This is a genomic window from Desulfomonilaceae bacterium (genome assembly GCA_041662605.1).
GTDB lineage: Bacteria > Desulfobacterota > Desulfomonilia > Desulfomonilales > Desulfomonilaceae > CAJBEZ01.
In genome coordinates, this window is sequence record JBAZSD010000012.1 from 21942 (window position 1) to 43376 (window position 21435).

Genomic DNA, 21435 nt, shown 5'->3' on the forward strand with positions numbered 1-21435 from the left:
CTCTTGATCATAATTTAGTCCGACATGGCAATGTTCGATTTATGCTCCGAATTCAAACAAACTTGCCTGGATTCAGTATACCCTTAGGATCAAAGCAGTTCTTTATGCCCTGTGTAATCTGAAGAGCGACTGGATCCATCTCCAAGCGCAAAAAGGGCGCCTTGGCGATTCCTATGCCGTGCTCGCCCGACAGCGTTCCGCCCAGGGCAAGGGCTTCAGGAATCAGTTCTTCGCAGACCGTCTGAACCCGCTTATACTCGTCTTCGTCCCGTTTATCGAAAACAATGCATGGATGAAGATTTCCATCACCCGCATGAGCCAAAATGCCGACTTGAATCCCGTGACGTTCCCCAATCTCCGTCACTTTCCTGATCATTGCCGTGAGCTGGGAAACAGGCACTGTCACGTCCTCGGTTATAATGTTAGGCCTCATCCGCATTACAGCCGGTCCGGCGGCTCGGCGAGCCAACCACAATCTCTCCGTTTCGGCTGAATCTTTGGCGATAATTATATTCTTTGCGTTCTTGTCAATTAGGGCGTTTTCAACCTGTCTCACTTCCCTGTCCAGAGTTTCAGGCGCTCCGTCTAACTGGATAAGCAGTATTCCCTCGACATCCGTAGGAAGTCCTAGGTTGAAGGACTTTTCTACAGCCTTCACCACGAATCGGTCCATCAGTTCCAATGCTGCAGGAACAGACCCGCCGGCCATGATTGCCGCAACAGCGTCAGAGCAATCTTCAAGACGTTTGAAATCGGCTCGCATTGTGCGGCTTGCCGGTGATTTGGGAATCAGCCTCACCACAATTTCTGTAATAATGCCAAGGGTGCCTTCAGAACCACAAATCAGAGTTGTAAGATTGTAGCCTGTCACATTCTTGAGTGTACGCCCGCCGGTTCTAAGTATGCTGCCGTCAGCAAGCGCCACCGTGAGTCCAAGCAAATAGTCCTTGGTGACACCATATTTCAATGTTCTGGGTCCGCCGGCGTTTGTAGCGACAGTGCCTCCCATAGTTGCCACGGCCCACGAAGCGGGATCTGGGGGATACATCATTCCCCGTTTTTCAGCTTCACGCTGAAGATCGAGATTAATTACACCCGGCTCGACAGTAGCGGTGAGACTCTCGGCGTCAATTGAAAGTATTCTGTCCATCTTTGTGAGACATACGACAATTCCTCCACGGATTGGTACGCTTTCACCAGCCAGATTTGTTCCCGCTCCACGAGGGGTGACTGATATAGCCTCCCGATGAGCGACTTTCATGATAGCCGAAACTTCTTGTGTGGTTATCGGGAAGAGGACAATGTCCGGACGTTGTTCTTCGGTATAGGCGTCATATGAATAAGTGACGAGATGCTCAGGCAGGTCGGTGGCTCTGTCAGGACCAACTATCTGTACAAGTTCCTTTTTGATTTCATCCAGCATTGGTTGACTCATTCACAGTTGGTCATTTCTTTGCCTATGATGAAAGCCTTGAGATTAATGTCGACCCGGTCCTCTGAGATATTTTCTCTGACAGCTTTCTCCAATTCCTTTTCGGTAATTGAAACAATACCTGCTCCAGAGACAGCTCCGATCATGATAATGTTGGCGAGGACTGGATTACCCAATTCAATGGCTTTCTCCGTGGCTTCCAAAAAAAAAGCGTTTTTAGATAGGGCTCTTATTTTTGCTTTAAGGGCTTCCTTTTCAGGGTATGGCAAATTTCCGCATGTGACGTCAACCGGGAAAATTGGTCTGGTGTTGACAACTGCTATAGTGTTCTTGCTACCAAACTGGGCCAGGACTCGCACCGCTTCGGTTGGCTCGAGAGCTATGACAAGGTCGGCGCATCGCGGCGGAATCAATGGGCCGTATTGGTCTGTCATAGAAACCCTCATGTGGCTCATGACCGATCCCCCTCGTTGAGAAGCGCCGTAAGTTTCACCAATAGTAACCTTGTATCCCTGATCCACCAGTACTGCTCCCAACAACTGGGTGCCAAGCACGTTGCCTTGCCCCCCTACGCCGGCAACCACAACATTGTAAGGATCTTTTTCCATTTAGACGCCCTCCTTCACTATGGCATGAGAGGGACAAATGTCAGCGCAAACCCCGCAACCTGTACATATCACGTCGTCAATACGGGCCTTTTTCGCGGAACGGTCCCATATAAGTCCGGGACACTTGAAAACTCGCGTACAAAGCCTGTCGCATCCGCATTCCTCTCCTATACACTTTTGAGGATCAATTCGAACCTGGTATTTCAGAGTCCCTTTTCTGCCACTTACAAGAGCGCATTCACGTCTCAAGACTAGAGCCTTTGGTTTTGTTTGGTCCTTTATCATTTCACAGACGGTTGAAATTGTTCCCTTCAGGTCGAACGGGTCCATTACCCGGGTTTCGAGCCCAAGAGATACGCAAAGATCTTCTATTACAATAGGATTAGTTGCATTTCCCATAGCGTCTATCGGGCTTCCCGGATGAGGCTGAAAACCGGTCATGGCAGTTGCGTTGTTGTCCAGTACGACTAGCAGGAATTTGGAATTCTGATGCACGGCATTTACAAGGACCGGAATGACGGCATGGAAAAAAGTGGAATCTCCACAGACGGCAAGACTTGGCTGATTAATTCCAAACTGGCGCAATGAGCCGAAACCGCAGGCCATTCCAGCCCCTGAACCCATAGCGTGGACGGTCTTCAGTTGGGAGAATCCGGTGGGAAATATCCCTAAAGCATAGCAACCGATGTCTCCAAAGAGAACGCCGTCCCTACCATCGAGAGCCAGAGCCTGCTTGATGGCCCACAGAGAGGCTCTGTGAGGACAGCCTGCGCAGAATGCCATGGCTCGTTGGGGAGCGTAATTTTCTATTGCGTCTTTCGCCAGGTTTGCGTAATTTTCGTCAATCTTTGGGACAACCCCCGTTACTTTCCCAAGAACCCCCAATACCAGGTCGGGGGATAACTCTCCTGTGCTGGGTACGACTCCGGAGTTCTTGCCCACGAACTCTATTCGCGGAAGATCAAGATTGTGCTGGGCATAAAGCTCGGTGACATTATTCTCCAACACAGGGTCGACTTCTTCAAACAAAATTACCTTTTTGGTCTTCTGCAAATGATTGATGAGAAAAGCTCTCGGCAAGGGCCATGTGGTACCAACCTTGAGGACCCCTACCCGAGGACGGAGCCCCAAAATGTCAACCGCCTCTTTGGAAAAAAACCAGCCTGATCCGCAAGTTATAATGAGGGTTTCTGGTATTTCGGATCCCCAATACTCGTTGAATTCCGAATCTCCCAGGATTTCTTCCGCCGTTTGAAGTCTTTTGTGGAGGGCGGGATGAGTAACGGATGTTGGTAAAGGGCACAAAGGTCTGGACGTATCGAAATGTGGAGAAGGAAAATCTGTAGGGAGCTTCCCGAGAATCACATTTCCGCGGGCGTGAGATATCCTCGTGACGCTGCGAATCATCACAAAATTGCCGGTCATTCTGGAAAGTTCAAAGGCGTGGCGCACCATCTCTTTGGCCTCTTGAAATCCGCTTGGTTCCAAAAGGGGTATGTCCGCCAGCTTGGCAAATGATCGGGAATCCTGTTCGTTAGAACTGGAAATTCCGGACGGATCATCCGCCACGATCACAACCAAACCGCCGCGAATTCCCGTAAGGTTTAAATTGAGCAAGAAATCGCATGCCACATTGAGACCGTTCTGTTTCATCGCGACCAGGGCGTTCATGTTTGATACAGCCGCAGCCGCTGCAACCTCTGCAGCGACTTTCTCATTCACGGACCACTCAACATAGATCCCCATTTTCTCGGCAACCTGGGCAAGGTTACCTATTATTTCAGACGAAGGATTGCCCGGGTAAGCGGCCGCCACACGCACCCCAGCTTCCAGCGCTCCCCGTGCAATAGCTTCATTACCCATAAATAGAATCTCTTTGCCGGGCTCATCTAGAATCAATCGTGACATGCTTGAGAACTCCCCGTCTCTATTTTCGTAAGAGACACACGTTCTTTTTTGTTCAGAGAAGCTTGCCTTAAATGATTGAGATTCTCTTCTGGGAACTGCTCGGTTTCGATCACACCTACATGTGTCGCAGTTTCAATCAAATCAAGCCCCGTTTTGCTCCTGATCATCAACGTATTCCAGCCAGGTCGGCCTTCATACATGCCTACTGAAATGTCAGCAAATTCGGAAGTCATATCGGAACACTCCCGACAAGCCCCTTGAATCAAAGGCTTCAGTTCCTCCAGAGCTATGCTTTCGGCGCCATCATCAGTTTCAACGATGAGCTTGTTCGAAGGTGGAGGCGGCACGTCGTACTTTCTAATTTTCTTGTCGCCGACTTTTTTACTGATAAAAGACTGGAATTCATCGGCAGAGAAACTCCAATTACAAAAAAGCCCCACCACAAGGCGGACTCGTTCCTTTAGATGTTGGTCTTTGATGTCGTACACTTGCATCTTGCGCAGGGACCGGATTTGGCACGGAAGCCCTACAATTCCGATTCTGGTAAAACCACGCTCGATTGCCAGGTTCAACGCGTCGAGTGTATGAGCGCCTACAAATTTTGACCCAGCGGACTCTTGAACGGCTCGTGCGGTCGTTGCGATCACACCACAGGGAAACCCTTCGGAACCTTTAGCCGAAGTAACAATAGCGGCGTCCAGAATGCCGGTTTCAAGCGCCATGCTCATCAACGACGTTACTGTTCCGCCTCCTTGGGCCATACTCAATATTTCGTTCGAAGTGGACCTCGAAGCTCTTACTTCAGTAAATGAGCCAAGTCCCGACGTATCGTAGGGTTGAGAAAAAATTGCCTGGGAGATGGATTCCGGATCGAAGTTTGCGCCCGGGCAATAGGCATAGCACCTGCCGTCCGCCCTGGAGCATGAATCCAACTTCACCGTGCGGCCCTTATATTTCACGAGGTATGGACAGTTACCTACGCAGGCGCCGCAAGCAGCGCACAAACGTGGCAGAATTACCTCTTTGTACAATTGTTCAAGAGCGCTTACTGGGGACACTCCGGCTCCTTCTATCTCAAACGAAAATATGGTTATGAAAAGTGGATTAATCGTCGGTACACGAGCATACATAGGCCCGGGTCCTCAGTCAACCATAATCCCCAAGACGATGAATTCAGTAAATCAACGAAAGTCCTACTGTAAGATCCGGGAAAAGGTAATCCTACAATTTAATATATAATTTCGCGAGTTAAAAAATATGGATTCACTATATTAAACTGAATAATTAATAATTAATCATTATATGTTCATTAAATTGGCTTTATTCAGTATACAAAAAATAATTTTTTTTGTTGACAAGCCTAATTCATTGTGATATCCACGGCCCGTCAACCTTAGGTTGATTATCTGAGCGCCGGAGATTTAAGTGTTCGGAAAAGTAATTGATTTCCAAAAGAAGGCTTCTGAGTCAAATCGACGAAGCGAACTCCCCTCAGAGATAACTACCCAATTTAATTCTGAAGTTCTTGATACAGGGCTCAAGCTGGCGCATTCTTCGCGAATTACACACATAAATTTTGGAAGAGAGGCCTATTTCGCCGTAGTATCTGATCAATACGGCAAGTTATTTAATGTTCACATTATGCTTGATCCTGAGACAAAAGTCTTGTCCAAAGCTTCTTGCGGCTGTTTTCGCTCCTCTACCAGGACCTACTGTCAACACATTGTCTCGTTGGTTCGTTATGTTTTAAGGCCAGACCAGCAGACAGGAAAGCTTCGTTCACTAGGCGACGATTTTCAGGACAGTTTTTGGAACGAAATTAGCTGGTTGGGTTTCAAGAATTTTGGGGATTCAACACTGGGTTTCAAAGCCCAGGTGAACCATGGAGGCGAGGGACTGCGTATAAATTTCTGTGACAGGAATCAACGGGAGATCCTGTCGTTTATGCCTGGTGAACGCCTCGTTGAAGAGTTTTTGCATGAATTCTATGACATTATAAGACGTGATATAGACGGCGCTGTTTTCCGTCGTATGTATGGCAGAAAACTCAAAGATCCGAATGTTCCTTCATTGAGGAGACGACCATGGAGATATTCGGATGATGAACTGGAGATAAATCGAAAGGGATTGAAGTCAGTCCGGCAGCATCTTGAAGACAGCATGTGGCATACGATAGCCAAAGTCGGTTTTCTGGTTTCGGGGCGAGACGGTGGACATTTTAATTTCAGATTTCTCGAGTTCAAGGAGGAGTTAATTGTTGAGGGGGTGGATGAAGAAGACACGCCCGTAATGAGGTTCGTTCCTCCAAGGTCACTGATTGGGGAAGTTATTGGAAAGGCAGAAAAGAAGGGCGTAATTGGCAATGACCTCTATATAAATTCTGAGCCTTTGAAGACCGGTTACAGGATTGAAGTTGCTGACTCGTCCGAGCTAATGGTCATTCCCGTGGTTGAGAACCCGGACGAAGATTCGTCAACGGAACAACCATTTCTGGACAGAACGGAGCTTGAGCGTCAACTCTTTGGGACCTTTTATCTATTTCCGGAGCTTGGGTTTTACAGAATCTCCGCTGCCCCCACCGGACTTCCTCATGAATATTTTTCTCCCCAAAAGAAAATCACCATCCCATCAGATCGTATAACGGATTTCCTGCAAGCATACGGCGAAATTCTGAGATCAGAACCCGCAATAATTGTGGATGAAAGCGTGCTCAATCGGGAAACGCTTGCGTCGTACGAGGCCATGGCGGTAAATCACGAGTCCCTATCACCCGAAAATGTTACAATCGAGATCGATTACAAGTATGAAAACTTCTCAATTTCCATGGAAGAAATACTTGAGGCCAAAGCGCTGAATCGACGCTTCATAGTCCGGGGAAGCAAATGGGTTGACATTGCGCGACCGGAGTTCGCGTGGCTTGACGGACTGGACAAACGAGAAATCAAAGCCGGAAGGGTAAATTTGTCCCGTTCGGAATACCTGAGATTTCTTGCCTTAAACGACCGCATTGAGAAAAAATACTCTTCTCAGAGAATCCGGGAATTGGTTGAAAACCTGGAAGCTCTCAAGCCCCCGTCCAGAGCCCCGTCAATCTCGTCCATGAAAGGAAAATTAAGGTCGTATCAGAAGAACGGATATGGATGGCTGTGGTTTTTGTATCAAAATCGATTTTCCGGGCTGTTATGCGACGACATGGGTCTAGGAAAGACTCACCAAGTCATGGGGCTAATGACGGGAATCCTGGCCAAACTTTCCGCTTCTAAGGACGATACCAGGTTCCTCGTAGTTTGTCCCACGACCGTACTCAACCACTGGTTTGACAAGGTAATGGAATTTACTCCTTTCCTTAAGCCATACATATATCATGGTACGGATCGTCTCTTTGAGGACGCTTTCAACGACCACAACCTTATTATAACCTCTTACGGCATTGCCCTGAGGGACAGGGAGATGCTTTCCCGGTACCGGTTTGAACTCCTGGTTCTTGACGAGATTCAATCTGTAAAAAACAAATCTACCAAGACTTACGCCGCAATAAAATCGTTAGAAGCCGTATGTATTATCGGGCTGACTGGAACACCGATCGAAAACAGTGTCACTGAGTTGAAGTCCCTTTTTGACATTACCCTGCCTGGTTACCTTCTCTCGGATTCTTCTTTTGAAACCCATTTCCGCGTTCCCATAGAGGAATACTCGAACAGGGAGGCCAAAGATAAACTGGCCAAACTGATTAGGCCGTTTACCCTGAGGCGAAAAAAAGATCAGGTTCTCAAGGAGTTGCCGCCTAAAATTGAAGATATCAGAAGCTGCGAACTCAGTGAGATTCAAACTCGATTTTATAAGGACGTTGTAGAGAATCAGGGGCGGAATCTAGTCCAGCAGTTGAAGGACCCCGATCAAAAAGTCCCATATATGCATATCTTTGCGGTTTTGAACTACCTAAAGCAGATTTGCGACCACCCTATACTCTTGGAAAAGCAGGGAAAGGATTACACGAAATATCCTTCGGGTAAATGGGACCTTTTTGTAGAGTTGATGGAAGAAAGCCTGGGGTCGGGACAGAAGGTAGTTGTTTTCAGTCAATATGTAAGAATGCTGGAGCTAATCGAAGTTTACCTGAGGGACATAAGCGTGGAGTTTGCGACTATAAAGGGCCACACTCGCCATAGAGCGGAAGCCGTCAAAAGATTCAACACAGATCCCAACTGCATGGTATTCTCCGGTTCTCTACGCGCTTCAGGTTTGGGAATTGATCTGACTGGAGCATCAGTGGTCATACATTATGACAGGTGGTGGAACGCCGCTCGAGAAGAACAGGCGACGGATCGCGTTCACCGGATCGGACAAACCCGCGGGGTTCAAGTGTTCAAGCTCTTGACGAGAAACACGCTGGAAGAAAAAATTGATCAGATTATTTCTCGCAAAAAGCGTCTCATGGAGACTGTCGTAAGACAGGACGACAAATCCATCCTTAAACATTTTTCCCGCGAAGATCTCATTGAACTCATTTCTTTCTAGCCCAATCACACACACTTGACCCGTATTGCGGCTATCGTCTGAAAATGTTATACAGCGACGTGTAAGAGATAGCGAATCTGGTAAATGTATTCATATAGACATCTATACTGGCGCCAGTAGCCCCGTAGCTCAAAGTTAGCCGAAGGACTTGTCAAATGGAAAAAATGGTTATCAAAGGAGGCTGTGCGCTTCGAGGAACAGTTGAGGTGAGCGGAGCCAAGAACGCTGCGCTTCCCTTGATGGCGGCGGCCATTCTCACTACTGATGAGATGACGTATCATCGTGTGCCGGCTCTCAGGGATATTAGAACGACCAAACAGCTTCTCCTTCAATTGGGAGTCCAACTGGACGATTTCACTTCAGGCGCTCTCAGGATCAAAGCCCGTGAAATCACGGAGCATACAGCCCCTTATGAGCTAGTAAAGACCATGAGGGCGTCAGTCCTTGTTCTCGGTCCGCTCATGGCGAGGGAAGGCCGGGCTGACGTGAGTTTACCTGGTGGTTGCGCAATAGGAGCCCGTCCCATAGACCAGCATCTCAAAGGACTGGAAGCCATGGGCGCTTCCATTGAGCTTGAGAGCGGATACATCCGCGCAAGATCTCAGGGCCTGAAAGGGGCTGATTTCACGTTTGATCTGAATACGGTTACAGGGACTGAAAACCTCATTATGGCCGCGACGCTCGCAAAAGGGACTACCATCTTGAGGAATTGCGCTATCGAGCCGGAAATTACGGAACTGGCGCATGCGCTGAGCCGCATGGGGGCAAAAATACAGGGCGCCGGCACGGACGTGATAGTCATTGATGGTGTAGACAGACTCAACGGAATAGTCCATGAAATAATGCCGGATCGTATCGAGGCCGGAACCTTTCTGATAGCCGGCGCAATAACCAAGGGTGATGTTACGGTCCAAGGCTGCAAACATGATCATCTTACGTCATTGCTTGAAAAACTTGATGAAGCCGGATTGAAGATTGAGATTGCGCCCGAATACGTGAGAGTTTGCTCGAATGGTGGGATTAGGAGCAGGGATGTGGAAACTAATCCTTACCCCGGATTCGCCACTGATTTCCAGGCTCAGTACATGGCCTTGATGTCCATGGGTGATTCGACTTGTTCAATTTCCGAACAAGTCTTTGAGAACCGTTTCATGCATGTGCAGGAGCTTGTTCGCATGGGAGCTAACATCAGGGTCTCGGGTCGTTCGGCTCAGGTTAGAGGGGTAGGTAAATTGTCTGGGGCTCATGTTCAGGCAACTGACTTAAGGGCGAGCGCTTCTTTAATAATCGCCGGACTCGCTGCGGAAGGTGTCACCGAAGTTCATAGAGTCTATCATCTTGATCGAGGCTACGACAAAATAGAAGAAAAGTTGGCCTCCCTAGGCGCAGACATTAACCGAGTCAAAGACGACATGGTTTGAAAGGCCCCCCAAATGAGAATTTCCGAGATTGCAAGAAAGACCTCCGAAACCAACATCCTGATCAAACTGAACATTGACGGCACGGGAAAAAGCGCCATAGAAACCGGCATAGGGTTTTTCGATCATATGTTGACTTTATTCACAGCGCACGGTCTTTTCAATCTTGAACTCGAAGCGACAGGGGATTTGCATGTGGACTTTCATCACACCGTTGAGGATGTGGGCCTATGTTTGGGAGTCGCATTTAAGGATGCTCTCGGAGACAAGAGTGGCATAAAGAGATACGGCTTCATATCATTACCAATGGACGAGACGTTGGTCAACGTATCCCTGGATATTTCCGGACGTCCCCACCTGACACTTGTCAATCCCCTCGAAGACAGGATAGCCGGAGATTTCCCGCTTGACCTTTTAAGGGTTTTTTTTCAGGCTCTTACAGACCGTGGAGGGATTACAGCCCACGCCACTGTAATGACCGGTTCAAACCCCCATCATGCAGCCGAGGCTCTATTCAAGGGATTAGCGCGGGCGCTACGTGAAGCTGTATCAAAAGACCCGCGAGTTCAGGATGTGCCTTCAACAAAAGGCTCGATCGATTGAATGATTTTGTAAGAGGCTCGCATGATTGTAATAGTTGATTATGGAATGGGTAACCTCCGAAGCGTTCAGAAAGGTTTTGAAAGGGTCGGAGCCCAAGCTCTGGTATCAAGAAAAATCCAGGATATCGAAATTGCTGACAAGCTGGTTTTGCCGGGTGTAGGAGCTTTTCCCGAATGTATGAAAAACCTTGTCGCTTTTGGATTGGTAGATTCTATCCTGGACTTTCTGAAATCCGGAAAACCATTTCTAGGAATATGTTTGGGGCTCCAACTATTGTTTGAAGAGTCGGAGGAATTTGGATTGCACGATGGGTTAAAGGTTATACCCGGAAGAGTAAAAGCTTTTAGTCGAGAAATGGGGTTAAAGATCCCCCACATGGGATGGAACCAGGTAACGTTTAAAAAGGATGTTCCTATCTTTCATGGCATTGACGATGGTTCATTCTTTTACTTTGTTCATTCATATTTTGTAGAGCCTGCGCTGGCTGAGGACATCGCGACGGAGACGGACTATGGTGTGACTTTTACAAGTTCCATAGCTCGTGACAATATCTTCGCGCTCCAGTTCCACCCCGAAAAAAGCCAGGAAAATGGCTTACGGATTCTAAGAAACTTTTCTAATCTTTAAATAATCAATAAATAGAAATGTCTGGGAAGATGGCCAAGAAGATTTATTTAGCTATTTCTATTATATTCTTCAATGTATTTATACTGTTTTTATTAATTAACTTGGGATTTTCCGGACTGATGGACCTCCGGGAATATCTTCGAAAGAAGAACCGTAACCCGGCAGCTTCATACAGTTTCAAACCTGACAACCCTGAACTCAGAAAAGTATATCCAGGAATGAGCCAACCTGAAATCTCCGAGGTCATCAGAGAGAATCTTTCAATTACTCAGGGTTATGAACCTTATGTCCAGTTCAAGGAGCGGCCCTTCAAAGGGAAGTTCATGAACGCAGACCCTCGTGGGTTTAGATCTATAGGTGGTGAAGAAAAGTGGCCTATAGATCGCGATTCTTTCAATATTTTTGTCTTTGGTGGTTCCACGGCGTTTGGCGCGGCAGTCCCTGATAATGAGACAATAGCGGGGTATTTGAAGCAAGGCCTGAGAGAAATCAGCAACAAGCCGTTGGCTGTGTACAACTTCGGCAGGTGCAGCTACATGTCTATACAGGAAAGGATACTGCTTGAACAGCTTATAATTAGTGGCAATATACCAAACCTGGTGATCTTCATAGACGGGTTGAATGATTTCGCTCATTATAAGGGAGTGCCTGCGTTTACCGAGAACCTGACGAAGTTCATGAATGAGGGTGAAAAACAAGGCTATCAAAAATTGATTGAGGCATTACCCGCAACAAAATTCTTTTTAGGGTCCGGTGGACCCAAATCGGAGAAACAAGCTGCGGATTCTGCGCTGACAATTTCAGATGTAATATCAAGGTACAAGACAAACAAGAAAATCACAGAAGCAGTTTGTAACGAGTTTGAAATCAAAACTTTGTTCGTGTGGCAGCCAACACCTATGTACAATTATGATCAGAGTTACACCATATTTCAAAAGTTCGATTATGATGATTTTCTGCCATACGTCGGACCCGGATATAAAGCGGCGGCCAAGGAATATCAATCTGGCGCATTTGGGAGCAATTTTTTGTGGCTGGGTGATATGCAAGAGAATCTAAGAGAGCCTCTATATGTGGACGCAATTCACTATAGCGCCAGAATGAGTAATTTGATAGCGAAACGGATCGCAGTCGACCTGTCTGAGAAAAAAATAATTCAGTAGAAAAATATCTGGTGTTCATGAATGTCTCTCCGGACGCTTGGTTGGCAGAGAAGTTGAGGATATTTAATTGCAACTTAATTTGCTGTTAGTAGTCCCGATCGGAAAATCACATTACGTAGTTCCACCGGTAGGGCTTGGTTATCTAGCCACGGCATTGCGCAAGAGTGGATTTGATAATGTGGCAATCCTGGATTCGATCAAAGAGACATTGGATTTTAGAACATTCACCGAGCGAATAAAAATTCTTGCCCCTCAAATTGTAGGTTTTCAGGTATTCTCGTCCGACTTCTCTTCAGTCAAAACATGTTCTCGAATCGTTAAAGAAGTCCTACCTCATAGCCTGGTTATTATTGGCGGACCTCATGTTTCAGCTAGAGGCGTAGAAAGCCTGAGAGATTTTCCAGACGCGGATTATGGCTTCCAGGGAGAAGCCGAAATCGGGCTTCCTTTTTTTGCTCGTCGTATCCTCAAGTCTGAGGATATTCCATTCGAACAGATCCCGGGACTGATTTATCGTGACGGGTCTGAATTAAGAGCCACTGAAAGGGTTTTTGTAGAAGACCTTGACTCCCTTGGTTTCCCGGCCTGGGACCTGATGCCTCCGGAATCATATCCGGACGCTCCTCAAGGCGCCTTTTACAAAAAATTTCCCATAGCGCCCATAGCCTCATCGCGCGGATGTCCATACACCTGCGCTTTCTGCGGGTCACCTGTGAATATGGGAAACAAACTTCGGTTCCGGAGTCTTGAGAGCGTGTTTGCTGAGATGGAGCTTCTTTATGAACAATACGGGGTTCGAGAATTTCATTTTATAGATGATATGTTTAACGCTTCGAAAAAAAGAGTGATTGAATTCTGTAAGACATTGAGCGCTAAGAACTGGGATGTTTGCTATACATTCCCAAATGGACTGCGCCTAAATACCCTCGATGAAGAATCGCTCGTCTGGATGAAGAAGACAGGAGCCTACGCTTTTACAGTGGGGATTGAATCAGGGTCCCAAAGAATACTTGACGCAATGAACAAGAAGCTGACACTCGAGTTAATCAGAGAAAAAGTCAATCTTATCGATAGAGTGGGAATTGAACCAAGTGGTTTCTTTCTGATTGGTTTCCCTGGTGAAACCAAAGAAGACATGGAGAAGACGCTTCAATTTGCCAAGAGTCTTCCTTTAAAAAGAGCGCATTTCAGTAACTTCCTCCCCTTGCCGGGCACATCGGCCACACAGGGACTTTTGGATTCCGGTGAAATTGAATCTACGAATTGGGAAGACCTGGCATATTCGAGTACGCCGTATTCTCCCAAAGGAATTACGAAGGATGAACTTAAATCCTTTCAGCGAAGGGCGTTCCTTGAGTTTCATCTCCGACCAAAGATACTCTGCAAAATGCTCCGTGAAATTAGGAGCTACTACCACTTTAAGTCAATACTCGTTAGGGCGAGAGATTACCTGTTTACGTGACGGAGATCTTTTGATGCAAAACAAAAAAGCTGAAAAGGATTTTTTCGACTCGAGTCTGGATAGTCTCGGCCTTGCTGATAGGTTTGGCTCGTTTCTGATATCTTACGGACAGAAGCCTTGATAACGTCAGACTTATCAAAAAAGTGGATTACACAGTGGCTAAAAAGATTCTCATAATTGGGGCCGGGATCACGGGGCTGACGGCTGCTGTGCGCCTCGTTACGCAAGGATACAATGTAACTGTGGTTGAAGCGTCTTCAACTGTGGGAGGACTGGCCGGCTCGATTATATTAGACGGTGTCCCGATTGAACGATACTATCACTTCATCTGTCGGGAAGACCATGATCTAATAAAATTTATCAATGAACTGGGTTTGAACGAGAAACTGACCTGGAAAGAGGCTGGCACTGCTTCATTCATCAATGGAAAGATTTATCCATTCAACACTCCGTTTGATTTGCTGAACTTTGCCCCTGTGCCCTTTTTACAACGGTTGAGATTTGGAATGCACGTGGCAGCGTCTCAGTTTCGAAAAAGCTGGTCCGGACTCGACAAGTTATCAGCCAAGCCCTGGCTAATAAAACGGGTAGGGGCATCGGCATATTTTGCAATTTGGGATCCCCTGCTGAGGATAAAATTCGGAGAGTACCATGAGCAAATTTCAGCGGCCTGGATATGGCACAGAATTCACCGCGTCGCCAGGTCTAGAACCAAACCACAGAGCCTGAACAGTTATGGATATCTTGACCAAGGATGTCACACTTTGATGCAGCGGATGATCGATAGACTTTCAGGATCAGAAAATTTTCATTTAATCCTCAACGGAAAAGTATCTAAAATTTCTATCAAAAACAGGAAAACGGAAGGGGTCATTCTTGAGAGCGGAAGAAGCATCAGCGCCGATTCAGTTATATCTACCTGCGCCATACCGACTTTCATTAAGCTGGTAGATTCTTTAGGTGATTACGGCGCCAGACTGGCGTCGATCAATTATCTAAATGTTGTTTGCGTTCTTTTTGTACTGGATAGACCTTATTCAAAAAATTTCTGGCTTAATGTGAATGATCCCAGAATGTCTTTTAATGGTATCGTTGAAACCACTAATTTGAACCCCAGATCAGATTTGAAAGGTAGAAGCCTGATCTATGTCCCCTATTACATGAGTTCGCAAAACCCTCGATGGGGCTGGACTGACGAGTCCTTCTTTAACGAGTACATTGATGCTCTGAAAATCATAAATCCCCAATTCAGTGAGGACTGGATTGTCAGACGTTATGTTTTTAGAGACGCTAACGCTCAGGCGGTTTGCCGGGTGGGTTTTTCGGAAATTATGCCGGCTATGCGAACTTCTGTACACGGTCTATACATTACGGATTCGTCCCAATATTATCCGGAAGACAGAACTCTGAGCGCATCGGTTAAACTCGGATCAAGTGTAGCCAAACTTTTGACAATGGATCTGCATTGCAATAAAAGCTTGTCGACACATATATGAAATTTCATCAGAATGAAAGGCGCCAAGGATGAAGTCTGAAAGCTTTGGCAAAATAATTGCTAATTATTACAGCGTATTAGCCTTGATCGTCCTCAACACTATTGTTGTATTAATAGTTATCAATTTATCCGCTTCTGGGGTCATTGATTTCCAAAATTATTTGCGAAAAAAGAATGACGATGAAAAAAAACGATACAGTTTTAAAAAGTATGAAGACCCACTCAAAGAAATCTTTCCGAATTTGGCGAAGAAAGACATTGAAGGGCTTTTAGATGATACGCGGCATCTTTCGCAGAGGTTTGAACCGTACACTCAGTTCAAGGAAAGACCATTTGTTGGAAAGTCTGTCAATGTCGACACTAGGGGGTTCAGACCGATCAAGGACCAGGGACCGTGGCCGCCCGATCCTCACTTTATAAATATTTTTGTTTTTGGCGGTTCCACAACATTCGCTTACGGTGTACCGGACGGAGACAGCATCCCGTCATATCTACAGGAATTGTTAAATTCAAAATGTAAAGGAAGAATTAGAGTCTACAACTTCGGTCGAGGCGGTTACATCTCAGTGCAGGAAAGAATACTTCTAGAAAAATTCATTCTGGAAGAGATAGTGCCAGACATTGCTGTGTTCATAGATGGATTAAATGATTTGGCTCACGAAGATGATAACCCGGCTCACACTAAAGAATTGACCAAATTTATGGATGAGGGAGAAAAATCACCAATCAAGAAATGTATTCTGCAGATGCCTATAGTAAAGCTGATAACTAATTTCCAAAAAGACCGAGAGAGTAGTCAGACCACTGATTCCAAGCGGAGCATGAATAATCTTATACGTCGGTACAAAATTAACATGGAGATAATCGAGTCAATTTCAAGTCATTTCAAAATCAAACCACTTTTTGTCTGGCAACCTGTACCGGTTTACAAATGCGATCATGAATATAATATGTTCGCAACATTTGATTACGTTGGCTATGTGCCAACCCTTAGCATCGGATACCAAGAAATGGCTAAAGTTGTTGCCAGCGACCAATTTGGCGATAATTTTCTAAACCTTGCAGATATTCAAGTAGGTTTAAATAAATCTCTCTACGTCGATGCGATTCATTACACTCCATATTTGTGTCGAATAATAGCTCAGAGAATTGCTGACAAGCTAGAAGAGCAGAAAATTATAAAAGAAGTTGAACAGAATCCGTAATGTGGTCGAATAGAATTGTTTTACTAAAATTTATCCACCTTAATTTACTAATGAAGGCGCAAGTTTTCTAAGACGACTAAACAGAATATCAGCCAAAACTTGGTTACCTTCTGCTGTAGCGTGTCCTTGATACATTTTTTCAAGCTTAGATTTTGACGGTTTCATATTGGCTATAATTTGAACTGCGTCAACAAACGAATATTTCTGGACAGTCAAATAATCTACAAGTCTTGATACCCTATTTATTCTGTAGTCCATTGATTCCTGTATGTAATCTTTATGAGGCATTATCACAATTATTGGAAACGATCCCCTGGCCAATGCATTTGTCACGAACCGGTCGACAAGATGCCGCATGACCGAAAAGGGATAATCTTCATCGAAAAGATTCCACGGATAGCGCGGTTTTAAAAAGGCGTGCGATGCGCTGGGCAATGATACGCTAATCTGGTTAAGAACCGCATCCCTCCAATGGAATAGAGAGACCATCCAGGGAAACGAGAAATCGGGGAGCTTTTGATCCAATTGATACCAATAATCATACTTGGCCAGTTCCTTCATGAATTTGGGATCATCAAGTTTATGAATATCGTCAATAGATTGTATCGGATTAGGCACAAGAATTAATTTACCATCTTTCTTAACGAAGATTGGCTTGGTAAGTTTCAAAGGATCATTGTAGGTATAAAAGGGTCGATATATATTGACGACACGATTTATATTTTCCGGTAAAATACATAACATGACTATTTTTGTATGAATCTGATTTTGAAGTTCATGTTTCAGGACCGCCTGGTCAGTTCCGTATCCACCGACTCCGAAATTGAGAACATTCTGATTCAGTCTTTTTGCCAGGAACGTCTGCCAGGTACAATCGTCTCTGGCATTGGCGCAATAGGTGAATGAATCTCCATAAGTCGCCATGAGAGTATTTTGATACGAAGTGCAAGTAAGCCTCTCCCCCAAGGATCCATGATGGTAGGTTATGTTATCGATATCCTGGTAGATTATATCAGGAGGATAGTCCCATCCCAGGGATGAGTGAAACATCCTGGAACCAGCGACTGAAAATTTGTTTCTATCTTTGAGGACATTGGCGGTGGAAACGATTTGTGGTTGGGTTTCAGGATTTAGCTTCCTTTGATTCAACTGAAACTCCACGCTCCTTTCCCCGAGTCTTCCAGTTATCCTGCTGGGTATGGTTTTTTTGAGCAAGACATATGAAGAAACTTCTAAAACCACAAGTAGGGGCACGAAGGCTATTATCCAGTATATTATAGTTTTTGTGGGATTTGGTTTGCTGTCCAAGCCTTTCTCCTAAAGACTTTCTTGATTATCAAGTCCTATTTGCCCACATAGAATTACTCTTTGCGGTGAGACCCTAATGATACCGGAATTTCCGGAGGTCACAGGGCTGGTTCCGTTAATAAATGCACAAAATACTGCCGGGTTCCAGGTACTTTGTTCCAACCTTCATCAAGGAGCCCAATAAATTCGGGTTGCTTTACCACCACAGCTTTGAGGCCAATTTTCTTCAAGGAATTCAGCGCATCCTCCCTTTTCTGAGCTGTGTTTTCCAGGAAACCCTGGACATCCATGATTTCGCCAACCACCCTTACTCCAGCCATTCTTGCCCAATAAAGTTTGCAGTTGACAGGATAAAATATCGCAATTCGATCATGTTTACCCAATCCATTAGAGTTCAAATAGTCTTTCAAAGCTGACATTTCCATAAAAGTCCCACGATGAGAAATCTTGGCGCCAGAGTCATTCAATGCTCTGTGACTTTGATCCAAGACGAAGCCAATTATCATTCCCACCATAAAAGCGACCACCAAAACCGCTTCAAACATGACAGCGTTACATTTGCCGAAGTCTGAGAATTTGTATTCTGGAGCGAAGACGAGAGCTGTAAAACCCAGAAATAGAAATGCGGCTACGTAACGTATTTCCATTGAAACCAGGCAATATATTCCCGTACCCGCAAGGCAAAGAAGAATGAGCGTCAGTAAAACAGAAGGAGGGCGAATTCTTGGAATAGAAAATTGAGCGTTTCTGAACTGAGCGAAAAACCATATCAGCATGACCAGCGTAGGCCCCCAGATCTGGGCCACAAGGTCAAAAAAATTTCTCACGATGGCTTTGAATTGCGTCTTCAGTTTTAGAACCGGCTTTATGCCCAAGGCCCAGTACGCAGGATCACCATGTGGAAATGTTGACAGTGTTCCCTCGTCATAGACCAAGACGTCAGGGTCACTATGTACCAGTCTTGGCAAATGAACAGGGCTTCCTTCCCCAGCTACATAGTAGGTGTAATTGTAGCTTCCAACCTCACCAATTGAGAGATGGCCGGCTTTTAATGACTGGGAGATCACCACGGGTGAACTCACTATTAGCATCACACCTACCGAGAGCAATATTCTCGGAATCGCCTTTCTCAAAGAACTGCAATATAGGCTGGCGAGAGCGAAGAAAATCGCTGAAAACGGGAAAAAGAACGTCTTGCAAATGTAACCAAGGCCTGCTGATAAACCCAAACATGCGAAATTGAAAAACGCATCGGGTGATCGCTTGATATTCAGGACGGCCACGAGGGACAATAACACAAAGGTGAATATCAGGATGTCGGGAGCTACAATCTGAATCCTTACCCATATCAAGGACGCAACGAGAAAAAGCGAAAAACAAACCGCCTTCATAACATGGGGCGGCAAAACAGTTCTCCCTCTCCCGACGTCAATTTCGTCTTTCAATCGATTAATAAACAAATTGCAGGCCGCCATCGCTGTTACAAAAAGGACGAAATTTAGAAACTTTACTACAAATAATTCGTTCAGGACTGTTGAAGGAACTAAAGACTCAAAGATGGCCAACAGAATTGAATAACCCGGGGAATATCCCAGAAGAACAGATTCCTTCCACAATCCTTTACGAAAGGCCTCAGCCATGTCCATGTACGCAATCGCGTCGCCGTTTACATAATGTCTTGTGGTATAGGCCAAAATCCCGCCGGCCAACAGGCCAAATACCCAAAACCCTATGCGCACCCTTGCGTTCCATAGCCTGGGGTCCGCAACTATGTTGTTAAATCGCGATACGGCGTCAGCCCAACTCATTGTGGAGTCTTTCCTTTTGACCATGGATAAGCCTAAAAAAGCATTGCCCAATATGTTTCGGTTCCCGGCACATGCAACCATCCTTCAACAGCGAGTTTTTGCCATTCTTTTCCTTGGGCTATTACTGCGCCGATTCCTTCTTTTTTCAATAGAGTCAAATACATTGAACGATCTGCTTTTGAAGAATCGAGAAACTTTTCAGCATCCTCAATTTCGCCCATAACTCTGACCCGTGCCATTCTGGCCCATTGTATTGGTGGGCTGCCGACAACCGCAACATGATTTCCTGGAACTACTCCGCGCTCCGCCAGGAACTTACTCACCGTCATCTCATCCGAATATGCCTTTTGGTAGGACGATTTCCCATCATGAAACGACAGCCCCCTTTTGGCTTCGTCAAGCGTGTATTCCAAAACAGCTCCGAACAGGAATAATACTAGGGCGAGAATCCCCAGTTCACTTGTCCCAAGTTTCCAGAAAACCTTTTTATGTTTTCCCTGGCGCATACCGGAGATCAAGCCGGCCGATCCGACGAACAGGGACGGGCCTATATATCGGGGTTCCATGGAGATCAGAGCGAACAAGAACATCCCCGATAACGATGTCAACAGAAACAAAATTTGCAGACTCACAGGACAGGTTCGGCCAATTACAAATGATCCCAAATATATTTGAAATAGGGCCCAAATCAGAATCGCCAGCACCCAGTGTGATTGAGCAGGGATTTCCAACAGATTCTGTAAAAATAATTTGAAATGCTCATAATAATTATATTTTGGAACTATTCCTATAGTCCAGTAAGTGACATCAAACGTAAAGGGTCTTGTGCAGATGGTACCATAATCATAGATTACGACCTTGGGTTCATTCTGGAGAATTTTCCCCTGATGGACAGGAGCGCCTTGTCCGCCAATCAATTTGGTGTACACATGGCGTCCACCCTCTCCGTATGAAAAACCTCCTTTTTTTAAATACAATCCGGTCAATAAAGGGCCGGTTATTATAAGATAAAACAACATGGCGACTGCGATCCGCGTGATGGCTTTACGTAATGAACCAACGCAAAACCCTGTCATAAGCAAGAAAAGAGGCGCGAGAAGAAACATGAAGGCTTTGGCCATATAACCCAAGCCCAGCAAGATTCCCAGAAAAATGAACCTGGAATGGGGCGTTGGATTCTCCCGTATCCACAGGATAATAGATAGGATCAGAAGTATAAGGCAGAATACCAACATATCCGGATTTATCAGCCTCAATCTGACGGATACCAGTGAAGTGACCAGAAAAATCGAATACAAAACGGTTTGAACCCAGATCCAGTCAAGTGGTCTATCCCCGGAATTTACAACGGCCGTATGCTCATGTTTCAAAAACCGCAGGAATATCTCGAGCGCTCCAATAGTTGCAATAAATATTAAATAATTTAATAGCTTGGCCCAAAGAATCTCGTTGAATGGATTGAGTTGGAGTAAACTTTGGAAAAGAACGAACAGCAAACCGTACAAAGGACTGAAAGTAAAATTCGCCGCATCATACCAGTCAAATTGTCTAATCGCCTCACCGATTTCGATATAGGCTATTGCGTCATTGTTTATAAAAAAACGACTGGTATAAGCATTGATTGCAGCAAGCATGAGCGCGGCCACCCAAAAAAATATACGAACCTGAGTTTCTCTGATGTGATCATCAATAGAGTTCCCACACTTCACTACAGCAGGCAAAAAGGGCTCCTTTAGGCAACTCGATGGAAATTTGGAGGTATTAGCATTATTCGTTCCGACGCTATTTAACAGTAGGGTCGATAATTTTCTCCAAGTTTGCTACTACTAACCTACCATAAAAAAACGTTTTCTTGACCACCCATTGAGCTTGTGCATAAA

The 21435-nt window shown here is 45.5% G+C and carries 15 protein-coding genes; 8 read left to right on the forward strand and 7 right to left on the reverse strand.

The genetic code is table 11. The features are described from left to right. Positions 1–52: 52 nt before the first annotated feature. From WC647_11030 to WC647_11045, 4 genes are read right to left on the reverse strand one after another with little or no spacing between them, the layout of a single operon-like run. Positions 53–1423, reverse strand: a complete 1371-nt coding sequence (locus WC647_11030; GenBank protein MFA6222833.1) for an FAD-linked oxidase C-terminal domain-containing protein — start codon at positions 1421–1423, stop codon at positions 53–55. 8 nt (positions 1424–1431) lie between these two features. Next, a complete protein-coding gene (locus tag WC647_11035) occupies positions 1432–2040 on the reverse strand; it encodes an indolepyruvate oxidoreductase subunit beta (protein ID MFA6222834.1) in 609 nt (202 codons plus the stop codon). Next, positions 2041–3948, reverse strand: a complete 1908-nt coding sequence (locus WC647_11040; GenBank protein MFA6222835.1) for a thiamine pyrophosphate-dependent enzyme — start codon at positions 3946–3948, stop codon at positions 2041–2043. It abuts the gene before it with no gap. Further along, on the reverse strand, positions 3936–5078 hold the full coding sequence (locus tag WC647_11045; GenBank protein MFA6222836.1) for a Coenzyme F420 hydrogenase/dehydrogenase, beta subunit C-terminal domain: 1143 nt from the start codon (positions 5076–5078) through the stop codon (positions 3936–3938). The genes WC647_11040 and WC647_11045 overlap by 13 nt, the downstream gene beginning before the upstream one ends. Positions 5079–5373: 295 nt before the next feature. Here WC647_11045 and WC647_11050 point away from each other — a divergent pair, with 295 nt between their 5' ends. The 8 genes from WC647_11050 (at position 5374) to WC647_11085 (ending at position 16439) form a co-directional block, all read left to right on the forward strand. After that, positions 5374–8466: a DEAD/DEAH box helicase gene (locus tag WC647_11050; protein MFA6222837.1), complete on the forward strand. Its 3093-nt coding sequence runs from the start codon at positions 5374–5376 to the stop codon at positions 8464–8466. Positions 8467–8621: 155 nt separating this feature from the next. Next, positions 8622–9887: a UDP-N-acetylglucosamine 1-carboxyvinyltransferase gene (murA, locus tag WC647_11055; protein ID MFA6222838.1), complete on the forward strand. Its 1266-nt coding sequence runs from the start codon at positions 8622–8624 to the stop codon at positions 9885–9887. 12 nt (positions 9888–9899) lie between these two features. After that, positions 9900–10487, forward strand: coding sequence for an imidazoleglycerol-phosphate dehydratase HisB (hisB, locus tag WC647_11060; protein MFA6222839.1), 588 nt, complete (start codon positions 9900–9902; stop codon positions 10485–10487). A gap of 21 nt (positions 10488–10508) precedes the next feature. Beyond that, positions 10509–11114 carry an imidazole glycerol phosphate synthase subunit HisH gene (gene hisH, locus WC647_11065; protein ID MFA6222840.1) on the forward strand — a complete coding sequence of 202 codons (606 nt, stop codon included), beginning with the start codon at positions 10509–10511 and terminating at the stop codon, positions 11112–11114. Between the two features lie 119 nt (positions 11115–11233). Then, positions 11234–12277 carry an SGNH/GDSL hydrolase family protein gene (locus WC647_11070; protein MFA6222841.1) on the forward strand — a complete coding sequence of 348 codons (1044 nt, stop codon included), beginning with the start codon at positions 11234–11236 and terminating at the stop codon, positions 12275–12277. 67 nt (positions 12278–12344) lie between these two features. Continuing rightward, positions 12345–13739, forward strand: coding sequence for a radical SAM protein (locus WC647_11075; protein ID MFA6222842.1), 1395 nt, complete (start codon positions 12345–12347; stop codon positions 13737–13739). Positions 13740–13894: 155 nt separating this feature from the next. After that, positions 13895–15235, forward strand: coding sequence for an NAD(P)/FAD-dependent oxidoreductase (locus WC647_11080; protein MFA6222843.1), 1341 nt, complete (start codon positions 13895–13897; stop codon positions 15233–15235). Between the two features lie 28 nt (positions 15236–15263). Then, a complete protein-coding gene (locus tag WC647_11085; protein ID MFA6222844.1) occupies positions 15264–16439 on the forward strand; it encodes a GDSL-type esterase/lipase family protein in 1176 nt (391 codons plus the stop codon). Between the two features lie 39 nt (positions 16440–16478). Here the strand turns inward: WC647_11085 and WC647_11090 are convergent, their stop codons facing one another. From WC647_11090 to WC647_11100, 3 genes are all read right to left on the reverse strand, one after another. Further along, on the reverse strand, positions 16479–17747 hold the full coding sequence (locus WC647_11090) for an SGNH/GDSL hydrolase family protein (GenBank protein ID MFA6222845.1): 1269 nt from the start codon (positions 17745–17747) through the stop codon (positions 16479–16481). Between the two features lie 98 nt (positions 17748–17845). Next, positions 17846–19555, reverse strand: coding sequence for a hypothetical protein (locus WC647_11095; protein MFA6222846.1), 1710 nt, complete (start codon positions 19553–19555; stop codon positions 17846–17848). Positions 19556–19587: 32 nt separating this feature from the next. Then, on the reverse strand, positions 19588–21276 hold the full coding sequence (locus tag WC647_11100; GenBank protein MFA6222847.1) for a hypothetical protein: 1689 nt from the start codon (positions 21274–21276) through the stop codon (positions 19588–19590). Positions 21277–21435 lie beyond the last annotated feature (159 nt).

Coding starts and splice junctions, on each gene's coding strand:
- WC647_11095 (MFA6222846.1), bottom strand. CDS start 19,555: ATGAGTTGGGCTGACGCCGTATCGCGATTTAACAACATAGTTGCGGAC.
- WC647_11045 (MFA6222836.1), bottom strand. CDS start 5,078: ATGTATGCTCGTGTACCGACGATTAATCCACTTTTCATAACCATATTT.
- WC647_11070 (MFA6222841.1), top strand. CDS start 11,234: ATGGACCTCCGGGAATATCTTCGAAAGAAGAACCGTAACCCGGCAGCT.
- WC647_11085 (MFA6222844.1), top strand. CDS start 15,264: ATGAAGTCTGAAAGCTTTGGCAAAATAATTGCTAATTATTACAGCGTA.
- WC647_11030 (MFA6222833.1), bottom strand. CDS start 1,423: ATGCTGGATGAAATCAAAAAGGAACTTGTACAGATAGTTGGTCCTGAC.
- murA (MFA6222838.1), top strand. CDS start 8,622: ATGGAAAAAATGGTTATCAAAGGAGGCTGTGCGCTTCGAGGAACAGTT.
- WC647_11040 (MFA6222835.1), bottom strand. CDS start 3,948: ATGTCACGATTGATTCTAGATGAGCCCGGCAAAGAGATTCTATTTATG.
- hisH (MFA6222840.1), top strand. CDS start 10,509: ATGATTGTAATAGTTGATTATGGAATGGGTAACCTCCGAAGCGTTCAG.
- WC647_11035 (MFA6222834.1), bottom strand. CDS start 2,040: ATGGAAAAAGATCCTTACAATGTTGTGGTTGCCGGCGTAGGGGGGCAA.
- hisB (MFA6222839.1), top strand. CDS start 9,900: ATGAGAATTTCCGAGATTGCAAGAAAGACCTCCGAAACCAACATCCTG.